The organism is Xanthomarina arctica, from assembly GCF_014638915.1.
Lineage (GTDB): Bacteria > Bacteroidota > Bacteroidia > Flavobacteriales > Flavobacteriaceae > Xanthomarina > Xanthomarina arctica.
Genome location: NZ_BMFQ01000004.1, coordinates 72,132 through 87,124, shown reverse-complemented (window position 1 = coordinate 87,124; position 14,993 = coordinate 72,132). Strand labels below are relative to the sequence as shown.

Below are 14,993 nucleotides of genomic sequence, written 5' to 3'. Positions count from 1 at the left end.
GACTTAAAGTTTAAAACCTTGCAAAAATGTCTAAACCCTTAATTTCCATAATTGTTCCTTGTTACAACGTAGAAAAATTTATAAATAATGCCCTACAAAGTATATTCTTACAAACATATACGAATTGGGAGTGCATTTTGGTTGACGATGGCAGTAAAGATAATGTAAGTGATGAAATTGATGTTTGGGTTAAAAAAGATTCTAGATTTAAATATTTCTACCAAGACAACCAAGGACTTTCTGGTGCTAGAAATGAAGGCCTAAAAAAAGCCAAAGGTGAATTCATCTATTTTTTTGATTCAGACGATTTATTAAACACCATAACACTAGAAAATTTATATTCGTTAATTAATGATGAAATAGATATTGTTATAGGGAAGAACGCTATTACTGAAGGACAAACCAACCAAATATCTGATTACTTAGAGCACTATTCAGAAACATTAAAGAAATTAAGCAACCAAAATAAAGACTTAATAAAATTGGTTGTAGAGAATCCAATTATATGTGTTGCTTGGAATAAACTTTATAGGAAATCGTTTTTAGACAAACATCAATTAATTTTTAAAAAAGGTATTTTGCATGAAGATGAATTATGGTTTTTTGAAACGCTATTCCATGCAAGAGCCATAATTTTTAATAACAAGCCAACCTATTATTATAATGTTGCAAATACAAACTCTATTACAAATAATTTCGGCAGAAGAAATCTAGAATCCTATTTAGAAATAATTGAATATGTTAACGAATTCTATTACCAAAAGTCATCAGATAAGAATGATATAGAGTTATCATCTATATATACGACACATTTAAAAATAAAAGCCATACAGCATTGTTACAAACAGCTAAACAATAAAGATAAACACCAAGCTAATTCGAAAATAAAAACTTGTTTTGAGAGAGTTCAACCTACCAGAAACAAAAAAATATTAACTATCTCATTTGAAGATTTACATTATCATTTCAAAATAGCTGAAGTTCTAGAGCCCAAAAACATATTAAAATTTTTACGTTATTTTAACTCCTCAAAAATATTTAGAAAATTAAAAAGCAAGATACTTTTGCAAAAAGCTTTTAGAATCAATTCTCATAAAAATCGTTTTATTAAGAAGGTGTATTAAGTTATTCAAATAACGAATCTTTCTTTAATTCCAATATTTCATTTAAGTTCAAGAAACCCAAAATCTAAATCACATTTTAAATACCTATAAATCATAATGAAACACCTATTAATCAGTATAAAGCTTTAATTTAGTTTATATTAAAAAATCGTTTTATTTTTTGTTTTCTTAACTTTCTTTTTAGTTTTCTAAACTTCTGATCAAGTTTTTTATGTGCCAGTTCTGGTAAGATTCGATGATTTATTAAAGCCTTAATAGTATCATGGTCCGTTTGCATCTTTTCAATTTTGGATTTGGCAGTCCAAACACCTTTTTCATGAATTCTATAAACCGCCATATACTCTTCCAGTTTTTTTATTTTCCCATTTCCAACTTGTATGAAAAACAAAGGCCAGTCACTTATAGGTAAACTATTGAACCAAGGGGCTAGTATAAAGTTGTTCCTCATGACAACTGTTGGTGTCGCAATAAAATTATAATCCACCAAATCTATTGCAGTCGTTACATCTGGTATATCCGATGAAGCTGTGTTTATCTCAAATTCTCCATTATTTTGAAAGTACTTTTTACTATTGTGAAAGCACAACTCAAAGTCCATATTCTTTTCCAAAAAATCAACTTGTTTCTGAAGTTTTAACGGATCTGTCCAATAATCATCCCCTTCGCACAAAGCAAGATATTTACCTTTAGCCGCAGGAAAAACGAAACTAGCCCAAGGATCAACATTTTGAGAATATTGATTTTCAGTTTGAAGAATCGTTACAATGCGACTATCTTTAGCTGCATATTCCTTAATAATCTCAACAGTATTATCTGTTGAAGCATCGTCATGAATAATAATTTCTATTGGGAAATTTGTTTGTTGCATTAGAAACCCATCCAAAGTTTCCTTTATATATTTATCCTGATTAAATACGGTGCAACAAATGGTTAACAATGGCTTCATTATTACTTATTTTTTAGTTTTCCAGGAACACCTACAATGGTATTTTCGGTTAGGCAATCTGCTAGAACTAAAGTTCCGGCTCCAACAGTTACATTATCTCCTAAAATAATATTTGGTAATATTATAGCTCCTGCTCCAATATTACAATTGTTCCCTATTTTGACCTTTCCTAAAATTTTGGCACCTGGAGAAATATCGCAATAATCACCAATAGTTACATCATGATGAATATGTGCCGACGTATTTATTAAACACCCCTCGCCTATGTGAACGCTATTACTTATAAAAACAAAAGGCATAATATTACAGCCTGTACCAATCTTCACATCTAAAGAACCCAAAATGGCATGTTTTGAAATAACAGACTGATAAACACCTCCTGCTTTTAAAAATTTTTCTACAACCTGTCTTCGTAATTTAGGAATCCCAATAGCAGAAACAAAATGTGAATTTTTCTTAAAGTCGATGTCATTTAAATCATGAACAATTAGATATTTATCTAAAAAAAGTAATTCTTCAGGCTTCGTATAGTCGTCAAAAAAGATAAGAGTAGATGGTTCTTTTACCGCTTCATTTAAAACGACTAATAAATCTTTGGCATGTCCTTTTGCTCCTAGTACAATCATTTATATGCTATTAATAACGCTACAGATTTCTGCAACTTGCTGTTTTTCTAATTCGAAATATAAAGGTAAACATACTATTCTATTACAAATATCTTCTGAAATTGGCATACTTACAGAGTTTAACAAATAGGGCAACTTATTAAGTGATGGATAAAAATAGCGACGCGGATATATTTTTAATGCAGCTAATTTTTCTAATACCAATTTTAAATAAGCTTCATCTTTAAAAACAACAGGCATATAAGAATAATTTCGTTCAGTTGAAGCTCTAAAGTTAAAGAGCGTTACATTCTTATTCTTTTGTAAGAGAGCCTCATAATGCTCTGTTAGTATTTTTCTTTTCTCAATAATATCATCGATGTATGGAAGGACACTTAATCCTACAGCAGCTTGCATTTCGGATGCCTTGGCATTAATTCCTAATCCGTGATAGTCTAAAGGACCATTATGCCCAAAGTTATGATGATAATAACATTTTTTATATAAAGCATCATCTGGAACAAATATAGCTCCACCTTCCCCTGTATGAAATAATTTGGTTGAATGAAAACTGGTTGTAATTATATCGCCGTAAGAAAATATCGATTTTCCTTTATAGTTAACGGCAAAACAATGTGCTCCATCATAAATAACTTTCAAATTGTGTTTTTTGGCAATGTGTTCTATGGCTTCAATATCACATGGGTTTCCAAAAACGTGAGTTGCTAAAATAGCCTCCGTATTTCCCGTAATAGCCGCTTCAATTTTAGCGGGATCAATAGTTAACATATCACATTCTATATCCACAAAAACAGGCGTGCAATTCTCCCAAACAATGGCCGAAGTGGTGGCAACATAACTAAAAGGTGTTGTAATAACCTCCTTCGTAATATTTAAGGTTTTCAAAGCGATCTGTAATGGCAAAGTGCCATTGGTTGTAATAAAAAAATTAGAGACATTTAGGTAGTTTGCTAACTTCGACTCTAATTCTAGAAGTAATTCCCCTCTATTGGTCATCCATTTCTTATCCCAAGCGCGTTTTAAAATTTTTTCAAATTCTTGAATCGGTGGCAGAAAGGTTTGTGTTACGTTTATCATTATAACAAAATTAAGAAACTTCGACTTCTAAGACCTATAAAAATATAATTTTTTATAATCGAAGTAATTACTTGTTAAATGTATAATTTTACATTGCAGAAAGATTAAATATATGTCCAAAAAAATCTTAATTATTCCATCTTGGTACCCAAATACTGATAATGAGCAAGTTGGAACTTTTTTCCATGAACAAGCACAATTATTAAATAATAATGGATTTGATATCAAAATACTTTTTGGTGTAGAGAAGGAACTTGGATTTTTTGAATATTTAAAAACTCGATTAAAACAAATATGCAACAAAGATAACGCTGTTAACATTACTTACTTAAAACAAGATCCCCAAGCATACGCTTTTAATATTTATCATTATAAAAAATGGCGTGTAAAAAGGAAACTTAAAAAAAGTAAGAAGTCTTATCAATTAGCGTTTAATAGTATTACCGAACATTGGCAACCCAAGCTTATTCATGGGCAATGCGGTGCAAATGGAGGGATTTATGCCCATTATTTATCGGAAAACACTAACATACCGTTTGTAATTATTGAACACCAAACATTTATATTGGATTATTATCATAAGAAAATTCAAAGAGGTATTCGAAAAGCCATCGAGAATGCTTCAAAAATTGGAGCTGTAAGTCACCATCAAGAGCGGTGTATTTTAATGAATAATATGAATTGCAATCCAGATATTATTTGGAATTTAATGGATGAAAATAAATTTCAAATAGACACGAACAAAACAAATGACAAATTTACGATTGCAACAATAACTAATCCGCTATTGATTAAAGATTCTGAAACATTTTTTAAAAGTTTAGAAGCTTTTCAGAAGATATGTAAAGATGATTTTGAAGCTATAATTATTGGTAACGATGCCTTTAACGATATTTCCAAAGCCAACAGTTCCTATTTCGAATCCTTGGCTAAAAAATATAACGTTTTTGATAAATGTAAATTTTACCCACAGGTTTCACGATCAGAAATCAACATATATCTACAAAGATGCCATGTGTTTGTTTCAACGAGTATCGCAGAAACCTATGGTGTTGCCATTCGAGAAGCTATGTTGTGCGGAAAACCAGTAATAGCAACAAAAAGCGGTGGCGTGGAAGATTCCATAACTGTTGAAATAGGAGTTTTAGTAAACATTAAAGACGCCCATGCTATTGCCGAAAATCTATTAAAAATAAAAAATAAAGAACTTATTTTTGTTCCAGAAGATATTAGAAACCACATAATTAATCAAAGTGGGAAAGACGCTTTTATTAAAACAATGACTGACTTTTACAATTAGAAAAATAATCATGTTTACACTAACTCAAGCTCTAACGACTCTAAAAAACGGAGGACTCATACTTTATCCTACGGATACCGTGTGGGGAATTGGATGTGATGCCACAAACCCGGAAGCTGTTGAAAAAATATTTAAGCTTAAGCAACGTAAAGACAGCAAAGCTTTAATTTGTTTGGTGGCAGACGAAAGAATGCTAAAAAAATACGTTAAACAAATTCCTGAGGCCGCTATAGATTTAATGGACATTGAAGACAATCCAATTACCATAATCTACGACGAACCTCAAAATTTAGCAGAAAATTTAATAGCTAAAGACAATACCATTGCCATAAGAATTCCAGACAACGATTTTTGTTTTCAACTCCTTAGAAAATTCAATGGCGCCATAGTTTCTACTTCTGCAAATGTTAGTGGAAAGCCTACTCCAAAATCCTTTAAAGAAATACATGAAGACATTTTAAAAGGTGTGGACTATGTTGTAAATTTGCCAGACGAAAAAATAGGTGCTAAACCATCGTCAATTATCAAATTAAGTAATGATGGAAAAGTACAAGTTATAAGAAAGTAAATCCCAAAATCTAAATACTAAATTCCAAAAACACACTTTGGAATTTTATTTTTGGAATTTGAAACATATGAATTACAAGCAAGCATTAGAAAACCCAATCTTTAAGATTATTTCGCAATCTGCAAAAGAACTTGAGCTTGACGCTTATGTTATTGGCGGTTTTGTTCGCGATTTCATCTTACAGCGTGGTTCTGCAAAAGATATTGACATCGTAGCTATTGGATCTGGAATTGAACTAGCAAAACAAGTCGCTAAAAATTTACCCAACAAACCCAGCGTGCAAGTTTTTAAAACGTATGGCACTGCCATGTTACGTTTTGATGATATTGAAATTGAATTTGTAGGTGCAAGAAAAGAAAGCTACAATGAGGACAGTAGAAATCCTGTAGTTGAAAATGGTTCCCTTGCAGACGACCAGAACAGACGTGATTTCACTATAAATGCTTTGGCATTAGATTTATCTACAGAAAATTTTGGAGACCTTTTAGATCCGTTTAATGGGACTCAAGATTTAAAAGATGCCATTATTAGAACACCTCTAAATCCAGACATTACCTATAGCGATGACCCGTTACGTATGATGAGAGCCATACGTTTTGCAACTCAGTTACACTTCAAAATTGAAGAAGAATCGCTTAAGTCTATTACAAAAAACAAAGAACGAATCGAGATTATTACTAAAGAGCGTATTGTAGTAGAACTGAATAAAATTATGGAAAGCAGTAAACCTTCCATAGGCTTTTTACTTCTCGAAAAAACAGGCTTATTAGATTACATTCTACCTGAATTAACAGCTTTAAAAGGCATTGATGAAATTGAAGGTCAGAGACATAAGGATAATTTTTATCATACTTTGGAAGTCGTCGATAATATTTCAGAGAACACAGAAAATTTATGGTTACGTTGGGCCGCTTTATTACATGATATTGGAAAAGCACCAACCAAGAAATTTGATAAAAAGGTAGGTTGGACCTTTCATGGTCACGAATTTAAAGGCTCTAAAATGGTTTATCATTTATTTAAACGATTAAAAATGCCCTTAAATGATAAAATGAAATTTGTCCAAAAAATGGTATACATGAGCTCGAGACCTATTGTCTTAGCTGAAGATATGGCTACAGATTCTGCAGTTAGAAGATTGGTTTTTGATGCTGGAGAGCATGTGGACGATTTAATGACACTTTGCGAAGCAGACATTACTACCAAAAACCCTAATAAGTTTAAAAAATATCATAATAACTTTAAAAACGTTAGAACTAAAATTATTGAAGTTGAAGAACGTGATCATGTTCGGAATTTTCAACCTCCAATTTCTGGTGAAATTATTATGGAAACTTTCAACTTAAAACCTTGCAGAGAAATTGGACTTATAAAGGAAACCATTAAGGAAGCCATTCTAGAAGGAGACATTCCAAATGAATATGATGCCGCTTTTCAATTAATGTTGAAGGAAGGTGAACGTTTGGGACTAAAAGCTATTGAGTAATCATGTTAGAAATTGTTAGAACAAGCTCAGAAAACTTAGATTTTGTTTTTTTAGTAAAACATCTCGATAACTATCTAAAAGTGATGGATGGAGAGGAACATGATTTTTACAATCAGTTTAACAACATCGATGTTTTAAAAAACACCCTAGTAATTTATCTAGACAAAAAACCTGTTGGATGTGGCGCTTTTAAAGAATATAATTCTAAAAGTGTCGAAATAAAACGCATGTTTACTCTTCCAGAAACTAGACAAAAAGGCGTGGCCTCGAAAATCTTAACGGCTTTAGAAGATTGGGCTAAAGATTTAAACTATTCTTCTAGTATTTTAGAAACTGGTATCAGACAAGTTGAAGCTGTGCAATTTTACAAAAAGAAAGGTTATAAAATTATTCCAAACTACGGACAATACAAAGATGTTGAAAATAGTATTTGTTTTAAAAAAGAATTAATTGACAATGAAAAAGGACAATAAGAAAGTAATTTACTGGCTTTTAACAGGCTGTATTTTACTCTTCATTATGGTAATTATTGGAGGTATTACCAGATTAACAGATTCGGGATTATCTATTTCCAACTATAAATTGATAACTGGTACCATCCCTCCTATTGGCGAAACCGAATGGCAAGAAGCTTTCGAACTATACCAACAATATCCGGAATTTCAAAAATTACATTCACATTTCACCATAGAAGATTTTAAAGATATTTATTTCTGGGAATGGCTTCATAGAGTCATTGGTAGATTAATAGGTCTTGTATTCTTTATTCCATTTATGTATTTCATATTTACAAAACAACTCACAAAAAAAACCATAAAGAAGTGTATCGTTCTTATGATTCTTGGAGGTTTCCAAGGTTTTTTAGGTTGGTATATGGTTAAAAGTGGTTTGGTAGACATGCCAGATGTAAGTCATTTTAGATTGGCGGCACATTTAACAACGGCGTTTTTAACCTTCGCAGCAACTTTATGGGTGGCTTTAGATCTAATCTTTCCCGAAAAAAAAATAGTGGATAAGAAATTTAGAAATCTTGTTATAGTAGGTTATCTCGTATTAATATTTCAGATAATTTATGGTGCATTTGTAGCTGGGTTAAAAGCTGGTTTACTACATAATCATTGGCCCTTTATGAATGAAGGTAAATTCATGCACGAAACTGTTTACATACTAGATCCCTTTTATAAAAACTTGATAGAAAACCCAAGCGGCATTCAATTTATTCATAGAACATTTGCCTATATAGTGGTTGCCTTTATTTTAGTTATCTGGTATCAAGCAAAAAGAATGACGCTTACCAACTATCAAAACAAAGCAGTTAATAGCCTATTTATTTTGGTTTTAGTACAGTTTTTATTAGGTGTTTTAACCATTATTTATCAAGTTCCTTTATGGTTAGGCGTAGCACATCAAGTAGGTGCTTTTTTCTTGCTTACTGCTATGACTTTTACCTTACATCGCTTTAGTAAATAGTTAAAATGCCTAAAGTTTTGAGTGCCTAAAGTATTTAAAGTTTGGCTTTTGGAATTTAGTTTTTGGGATTTAATATTTTATCTTTGCACACTAATTTTTGAACATGATATACAGATTTAGAATTATACTTGACCACGAAGATGAAGGGGATATCTTTAGAGACATTGAAATTCGTGAAACAGACACTTTAGAAGATTTCCACAACACCATTACACAATCTTTTGGGTTTGAAGGTAGTGAAATGGCTTCTTTTTATGTAAGTGATGACGAATGGAATCAAGGAGAAGAAATTTCTTTATTTGATATGAGTGAAGTTGCAAACCAGGTTCGTTTAATGAGAGATACTGCAGTTAATGAAGTAACTGACGACTCTAAAACAAGGCTGATTTATATTTACGATTTTTTAAGCATGTGGACTTTTCTAGTGGAACTTGCCGAAATTGTTGAAGAAGCTGAAGGTGCTGACTATCCAAATCTGATGTTTGTACATGGACAAATTCCTGATGAAGCTCCAGATAAAGCTTTTGAATCTGAAAGTTTCGATGATGATGACGAGTTTGAAGACGATTTTAATCCAGAAGATTACGACAATTTAGATTTTGACGAGAACTGGAATTAATTTCTAAAAAAGAAAATAGAATATAGAGAAAAGATAAAAGACTAATTTCATTAAGATTTGAGTATAATTTTCAATTGAACAACTTTATTGCAAGCAACTTCAATTTCAACTTCAATAAAAGTTTTTCATATTCACATCTTCGTAATTTCGTTTCACAAAATCCAGAGCATATTTTAAAATACCTCCCATGGTATTACATTTCTTGAAATTGATATCGGAAGCAAATTCAAAAATATCATCTCTTAACTGCTTAACATATTCAGGTTTTGAAATGGTATCATCAATCATACAAACTATTAAATGCTCTATTCTATCATGATAACTTATCAAGCGCTTTGCAATTATAGAACGCTCTTCTAACTTATATTGATCGATGGATTCTGATCGAATTTTTTCAGTCACCAATTCTACCATTTTATAATTTTCCTTGAAAAACTGAGGTTTGTAAATATTAAATTTCCCTTCGTAACACTGCTGGTCAAAATCTATGGCACGAATTCTATAAACTACATGATCGAAATCGTGAGTTGGAACAATAACGTAATTATAAGACCTCATATCTCCTAAAAGTCTAATAGTACAACGTTCGTTAAATTTTACAAACTCTTTAGCTATCTGCGATTTTTCTAAAGGATTACAATTTGGCAACATGTTTTTAATAAACTCATCTCCTGGAATCCCAGCAATATGCTCTTCAATTAAAGTATCCTTATGTACCAAGAAATTCAAATTATAAGGAGATAACATGTGTTCCAATTCCAAGCCATAAACCCTGGAAGCATCTGCTTTTTTTACATAAAAATAAGTGTAATTATCGTTTAAAACGTTTCTAACCTTCACCCGAAATGGCTTCGAATTTCCAAAAGTGCAGTAATCGACAGCATCAACAGTTAAATATGGAATGGTTTTTTCGTTTCCATCACTATGCAAAATAGTGTAAACACGTTTCAGACTTAAATCTATTTCCTGACGTTCAAATTCATTGTAAAAAACACGAACCCAAAGAGTGTCTTCATCATTTTTGTCATAAACAACAATTGAACCTTGAAAGCGTAACAAATCGTCATAAAAAATTGGCAACCTAATATTTCTGTTATATTCAGTAAGATATTGGTGTAATTTATCACTAACGGGATAAGATGGCTTTTTTTTTGATATCTTTAAATCTTCCATAGAAAACGAATTCTTCAAATTTAAGCTTTTATTTTTATGGTTGTAACATTTTTGAAGGTCACTCGTCATATACATACTAACTTTTACCGAATCCACGTTCGGCATCAATCAAAAACAAAAAAATTTGGAACCAATTCTTACAATTAATAATCTTACAAAAAAATTTGGATTTCTAACAGCTGTAAACGACCTATCCTTTAACATAAACAAAGGTGACGTATACGGAATTTTAGGTCCTAATGGAAGTGGGAAATCGACCACCTTAGGTATTGTTTTAAGTGTTGTAAACAAGACATCTGGAGACTTTAAATGGTTTGACGGCAAAGTTTCTGCACATGATGCTCTTAAAAAAGTTGGAGCTATTATTGAGCGACCAAATTTCTATCCATACATGACAGCTGCTCAAAACTTGAAATTGGTCTGCAAAATAAAAGGGGTGGATTATTCTAAAATAGACGAAAAACTTGAAGTTGTAAATTTATTAGATAGAAAAGACCACAAATTTAGCACCTTCTCTTTAGGAATGAAACAGCGTTTGGCCATCGCTTCGGCTTTATTAAACGATCCTGAGATACTGATTTTAGATGAACCAACCAATGGTTTGGACCCTCAAGGAATTCATCAGATAAGACAAATTATGAAAGACATAGCTAGTCAAGGAACAACCATACTTTTAGCTTCACATTTATTAGATGAAGTTGAAAAAGTTTGTTCTCATGTGGTGGTGTTAAGAAAAGGCGTTAAACTCTATTCTGGACGTGTGGATGAAATGATTTCAAGTCATGGTTTTTTTGAATTGAAATGCGAAAATGAGGAAGAACTGATTGCTTACTTAGAATCGAATCCTGATTTTGGAACCCTAAAAATTGAAAACCAATTAATCACTGCTTTTTTAAATGAACCAATGGATGCTATAACTTTTAACAAGCTCATGTTCGAAAAAGGCATTGTCTTATCTCATTTAGTAAAACGCAAGCAAAGTCTGGAAGAACAATTTTTACAACTTACAGATAAACTTTAATTCATCCAATCAAAACCAATTTCATGTTAAGACTTTTAAATCTAGAACTACAAAAACTGCTTTTAAGCAGAACCAGTAAAGTATTGATATTTGTATCTTTTATATTGCCATTTACCGTATTAATTCTTTCTTCTATAAAAATTAATTTTTTCGGTTTTTTCACCTTAGAATTAGGAGAATTAGGCATTTTTAACTTCCCGATTATCTGGCATATTACCACTTTTTTCGCATCGCAATTTAAATTTTTCTTTGCTATTGTTGTTGTAAGCATGATAGGAAACGAATACAGCAACAAAACCCTGAAACAAAATTTAATTGATGGCTTAAGTAAAAAGGAATTTATACTTTCTAAATTTTACACGATTGTTTTCTTTTCATTAATTGCTACATTATTAATTGCAGTTGCTTCATTTTTTATTGGAATGTATTATTCTAGTTATACAGAAGCTTCTATTATTTTTAGGGAAACCAGTTTTTTATTAGCATATTTCACCAAACTTATTGGTTTTTTTAGTTTGTGTTTGTTCTTTGGAATGTTGGTAAAACGATCTGCTTTTGCTTTAGCATTTCTATTTATATTATACATTGTAGAATGGATTATTTTCGGCCTAATTTCTTGGCAGGCAAATATGGATATAGCAGGTAAGATTCAAGATTTCTTTCCTTTAAAATCTATGTATAATCTTATCGATCAGCCATTTCAAAGAGTTATGATGACTAAATTTCCTGAAAAAGGAGAATTAATGTACGATTACGCTGTTCATGGAGGAGAAATAGCTATTGTACTATGTTGGACTGCTATATTTATCTTTTTATCTTATAAATTATTAGAAAAGCGAGATTTGTAGTACATTTAGTAGATAGTCTCATTAAATGAAAATACTACCTTTTTATATTATACTATTTGGTTTTTTCACAGTTTATTCTCAGGAAGAAGCTTCCAATTGGTATTTTGGTAACAATGCAGGGATTCAATTTAATACGTTATCAGGAGCTGTAACAGCAAAAACAGATGGACAATTAAATACAAAAGAAGGTTGTGCTTCTATTTCTGACGAAGAAGGAAACTTATTATTCTACACAGATGGGGTAACCGTTTATAATAAATTACATCATGTAATGAACAATGGTGAAAATTTATATGGTGATGATTCTAGTACACAATCTGCCATTATAGTTCCTAAGCCAGAAGATTCAAACATATATTACATTTTCACGGTAGACAGCGCGTCAAATGGTACAAATCAAGGTCTAAATTATTCCACTGTGGACATATCTTTAGATGGAGGTTTAGGTACCATAGTTAGCAAAAATGATGGCCTATTAGAAAAGTGTTCAGAAAAAATAACCGCAGTTTTAAAAGATTGTGGTTCTGAGTCAATTTGGGTCATTGCATTTGCCGCTTTCGACAGAAATGATACTGGCGGTGTTTATAATACCTTCCATGCTTTTGATGTGAGCTCTAATGGTGTGAACACTAATTCCATAAGGTCTTTTGGGCCAGTTATCTCAGATGCCAGAGGTTATCTTAAAACGTCACCAAACGGCAAAAAATTAGCAGCAGCCAATGTTAGAGACGGTTTATATTTATTCGATTTTAACACATCAAATGGTAGAGTTACAAACGAAGAAGAAATAGAATTACTTACTGTTAATTGGTTTCCATATGGAGTTGAGTTTTCACCTAATAATCAGTATCTATATATTCATGCTTATAATGATATACCAAGTACGGATTTTAATATTATTCATACTTCAGCTTTATTGCAATTTGATTTATTAAATCCATCCATTAGCAGTTCTATGGCCGTGCTTGATAATCGAGATTTATATAGGGGAGGTTTACAATTAGGGCCAGATGGAAAAATTTACAGATCTCTTAGTCATTCTTATTTATTTGGCAGTCCCTATCTAGGTGTAATAAACAATCCTAATGGCTCAGGTGCTTCATCTAATTACGTACACAACGCAATTGATTTAGGAGGTAGGCCTTCCACGCAGGGACTTCCTCCATTTATTACTTCTTTCTTTAATCAAAAAATCGATATTATTAACAATGGTGAAGAATCTACTTACTTACCTTTATGTGAAGGTGACAATTACACATTAATAGCTGAAGAAATAGTAGGTGCAACTTATACATGGTATCAAGACGGTATTTTACTACCTGAAGAAAATTTTAATTTAACTGTTACAGAGTCTGGTGTGTACGAGGTAATAATTCATTTATCTAGCGGCAATTGCGAAACCTACGAAGGGAAAGCTAATATTGAGTTTTTTGAAAAGCCTACAGTAACGAATGTATCCTTAATACAATGTGATGAAGATGGTTTAAATGATGGACAAACCATTTTTAATTTAGAAGAAGCTAATGATATTTTAATTGGATCAAACTCGGGCTTAGAAATAGTATATTATAATTATTATTTTGATGCAGAAAACGAATTAAACCCTATTACAAATAATATTTTTACAAATTCAAGTAATCCGCAAACAATTTTTGCACATATTACAAGTGCTGCTGCCAGTTGTTCAACTATAGCAGAGGTCTCTTTAGAAATAAGCACAACTCAAATTCTTGATTACAATTCTCCAATAGTTTGCGACGATATAGATTCTGAAGATGGATATAACACCTTTAATCTAAACGATTTTGAAGCAGATATGCAAACTATAAATAGTATCGGTTACCCAATTACTTTTTATGAGACTTACCTAGATGCTCTATTAGAACAAAATGAGTTAGTTTCACCTTATAATAATATAACGCCATACAGTCAAACTATTTTTGCCCGGGCAGAAAGCAACAATGCTTGCTATGGCATAAACAAAGTTTATATTAATGTTAACAGGTTGCCTGAACTGGAAAACAACGAAACTGTTTATTATTGCTTAAACATTTTTCCACAAACCATTCCGATATCAGCTGAAATCCGTAACGATTCGTCTACTAATTTCACATATTTATGGTCTAATGGTGAAACTACTGAAACAATTTATATTAATCAATTGGGTACTTACATTGTTACTGTCACAGACATGAGTGGTTGTTCTAAATCCAAATCTATCATAGTAGAATCGTCTAACACAGCTACCTTTATCAATATTATTACGGTTGATGCTAATGAAAATAACACGATTACAGTGTTAGTTTCTGGTGAAGGTCAATATCAGTATGCGCTTTACAATCAAGATGGTTTATATGCTACTTATCAATCTAGTAACATTTTTTACAATGTTTATGGTGGTATTTATACGGTTGCAGTAAAAGATATTAAAAACAATTGTGGAACTGTTTCTCAAGTGATATCTATAATTGGTTTTCCTAAGATATTTACTCCGAATGGAGACGGTTACAACGATACTTGGAACATAAAAGGAGGGTCTAATGTGTTTCAACCAGATACAGTGATTCGTATTTACGATAGATATGGCAAACTTATTAAACAAATAAGCCCTCTTGGTGAAGGGTGGGATGGCACTTTTAATGGAAACCAACTTCCAAATACCGACTACTGGTTTTCTGTAATGCTACAAGATGGCCGTAAATTTCAAAGTCATTTTACGTTAAAACGATAATTTT

The 14,993-nt window shown here is 31.6% G+C and carries 14 protein-coding genes; 10 read left to right on the top strand and 4 right to left on the bottom strand.

From position 1 onward, the window contains the following. Positions 1-26: 26 nt before the first annotated feature. Positions 27-1,124 carry a glycosyltransferase family 2 protein gene (locus IEV77_RS15330; RefSeq protein ID WP_188466414.1) on the top strand — a complete coding sequence of 366 codons (1,098 nt, stop codon included), beginning with the start codon at positions 27-29 and terminating at the stop codon, positions 1,122-1,124. Between the two features lie 130 nt (positions 1,125-1,254). On the opposite strand, the gene IEV77_RS15325 is transcribed toward IEV77_RS15330, so the two are convergent. From IEV77_RS15325 to IEV77_RS15315, 3 genes are read right to left on the bottom strand one after another with little or no spacing between them, the layout of a single operon-like run. Further along, entirely contained in the window at positions 1,255-2,070 is an 816-nt protein-coding gene (locus tag IEV77_RS15325) for a glycosyltransferase family 2 protein (RefSeq protein ID WP_188466412.1), read from the bottom strand. A gap of 2 nt (positions 2,071-2,072) precedes the next feature. After that, positions 2,073-2,696 carry an acetyltransferase gene (locus IEV77_RS15320; RefSeq protein ID WP_188466410.1) on the bottom strand — a complete coding sequence of 208 codons (624 nt, stop codon included), beginning with the start codon at positions 2,694-2,696 and terminating at the stop codon, positions 2,073-2,075. After that, the gene (locus tag IEV77_RS15315; RefSeq protein WP_188466408.1) at positions 2,697-3,773 is read right to left on the bottom strand and encodes a DegT/DnrJ/EryC1/StrS family aminotransferase; all 1,077 of its coding nucleotides are present in this window, start codon (positions 3,771-3,773) and stop codon (positions 2,697-2,699) included. Between the two features lie 112 nt (positions 3,774-3,885). On the opposite strand from IEV77_RS15315, the gene IEV77_RS15310 reads away from it, so the two are divergent. The 6 genes from IEV77_RS15310 (at position 3,886) to IEV77_RS15285 (ending at position 9,216) form a co-directional block, all read left to right on the top strand. After that, positions 3,886-5,073 (top strand): glycosyltransferase, encoded by a 1,188-nt coding sequence (locus tag IEV77_RS15310; RefSeq protein ID WP_188466406.1) that lies wholly within the window; start codon positions 3,886-3,888, stop codon positions 5,071-5,073. A 10-nt stretch (positions 5,074-5,083) separates the two neighbouring features. Continuing rightward, the gene (locus IEV77_RS15305; RefSeq protein ID WP_188466404.1) at positions 5,084-5,641 is read left to right on the top strand and encodes an L-threonylcarbamoyladenylate synthase; all 558 of its coding nucleotides are present in this window, start codon (positions 5,084-5,086) and stop codon (positions 5,639-5,641) included. Between the two features lie 67 nt (positions 5,642-5,708). Continuing rightward, positions 5,709-7,127, top strand: coding sequence for a CCA tRNA nucleotidyltransferase (locus tag IEV77_RS15300; protein WP_188466402.1), 1,419 nt, complete (start codon positions 5,709-5,711; stop codon positions 7,125-7,127). A gap of 2 nt (positions 7,128-7,129) precedes the next feature. Beyond that, the gene (locus IEV77_RS15295; RefSeq protein ID WP_188466401.1) at positions 7,130-7,600 is read left to right on the top strand and encodes a GNAT family N-acetyltransferase; all 471 of its coding nucleotides are present in this window, start codon (positions 7,130-7,132) and stop codon (positions 7,598-7,600) included. Next, positions 7,584-8,597 carry a COX15/CtaA family protein gene (locus IEV77_RS15290; protein ID WP_188466399.1) on the top strand — a complete coding sequence of 338 codons (1,014 nt, stop codon included), beginning with the start codon at positions 7,584-7,586 and terminating at the stop codon, positions 8,595-8,597. Before IEV77_RS15295 ends, IEV77_RS15290 begins: the two co-directional genes overlap by 17 nt. Positions 8,598-8,700: 103 nt before the next feature. Beyond that, positions 8,701-9,216, top strand: a complete 516-nt coding sequence (locus tag IEV77_RS15285; protein WP_188466397.1) for an IS1096 element passenger TnpR family protein — start codon at positions 8,701-8,703, stop codon at positions 9,214-9,216. A gap of 111 nt (positions 9,217-9,327) precedes the next feature. Here the strand turns inward: IEV77_RS15285 and IEV77_RS15280 are convergent, their stop codons facing one another. Continuing rightward, positions 9,328-10,389, bottom strand: coding sequence for a hypothetical protein (locus IEV77_RS15280; protein ID WP_188466395.1), 1,062 nt, complete (start codon positions 10,387-10,389; stop codon positions 9,328-9,330). Positions 10,390-10,513: 124 nt separating this feature from the next. Between IEV77_RS15280 and IEV77_RS15275 the strand changes: the two genes are divergently transcribed. The 3 genes from IEV77_RS15275 to IEV77_RS15265 are packed head-to-tail and all read left to right on the top strand — an operon-like array spanning position 10,514 to position 14,989. Then, on the top strand, positions 10,514-11,410 hold the full coding sequence (locus IEV77_RS15275; protein ID WP_188466393.1) for an ABC transporter ATP-binding protein: 897 nt from the start codon (positions 10,514-10,516) through the stop codon (positions 11,408-11,410). A gap of 23 nt (positions 11,411-11,433) precedes the next feature. Next, positions 11,434-12,258, top strand: a complete 825-nt coding sequence (locus tag IEV77_RS15270; RefSeq protein WP_188466391.1) for an ABC transporter permease — start codon at positions 11,434-11,436, stop codon at positions 12,256-12,258. Between the two features lie 25 nt (positions 12,259-12,283). Continuing rightward, the gene (locus IEV77_RS15265) at positions 12,284-14,989 is read left to right on the top strand and encodes a T9SS type B sorting domain-containing protein (protein ID WP_188466389.1); all 2,706 of its coding nucleotides are present in this window, start codon (positions 12,284-12,286) and stop codon (positions 14,987-14,989) included. Positions 14,990-14,993 lie beyond the last annotated feature (4 nt).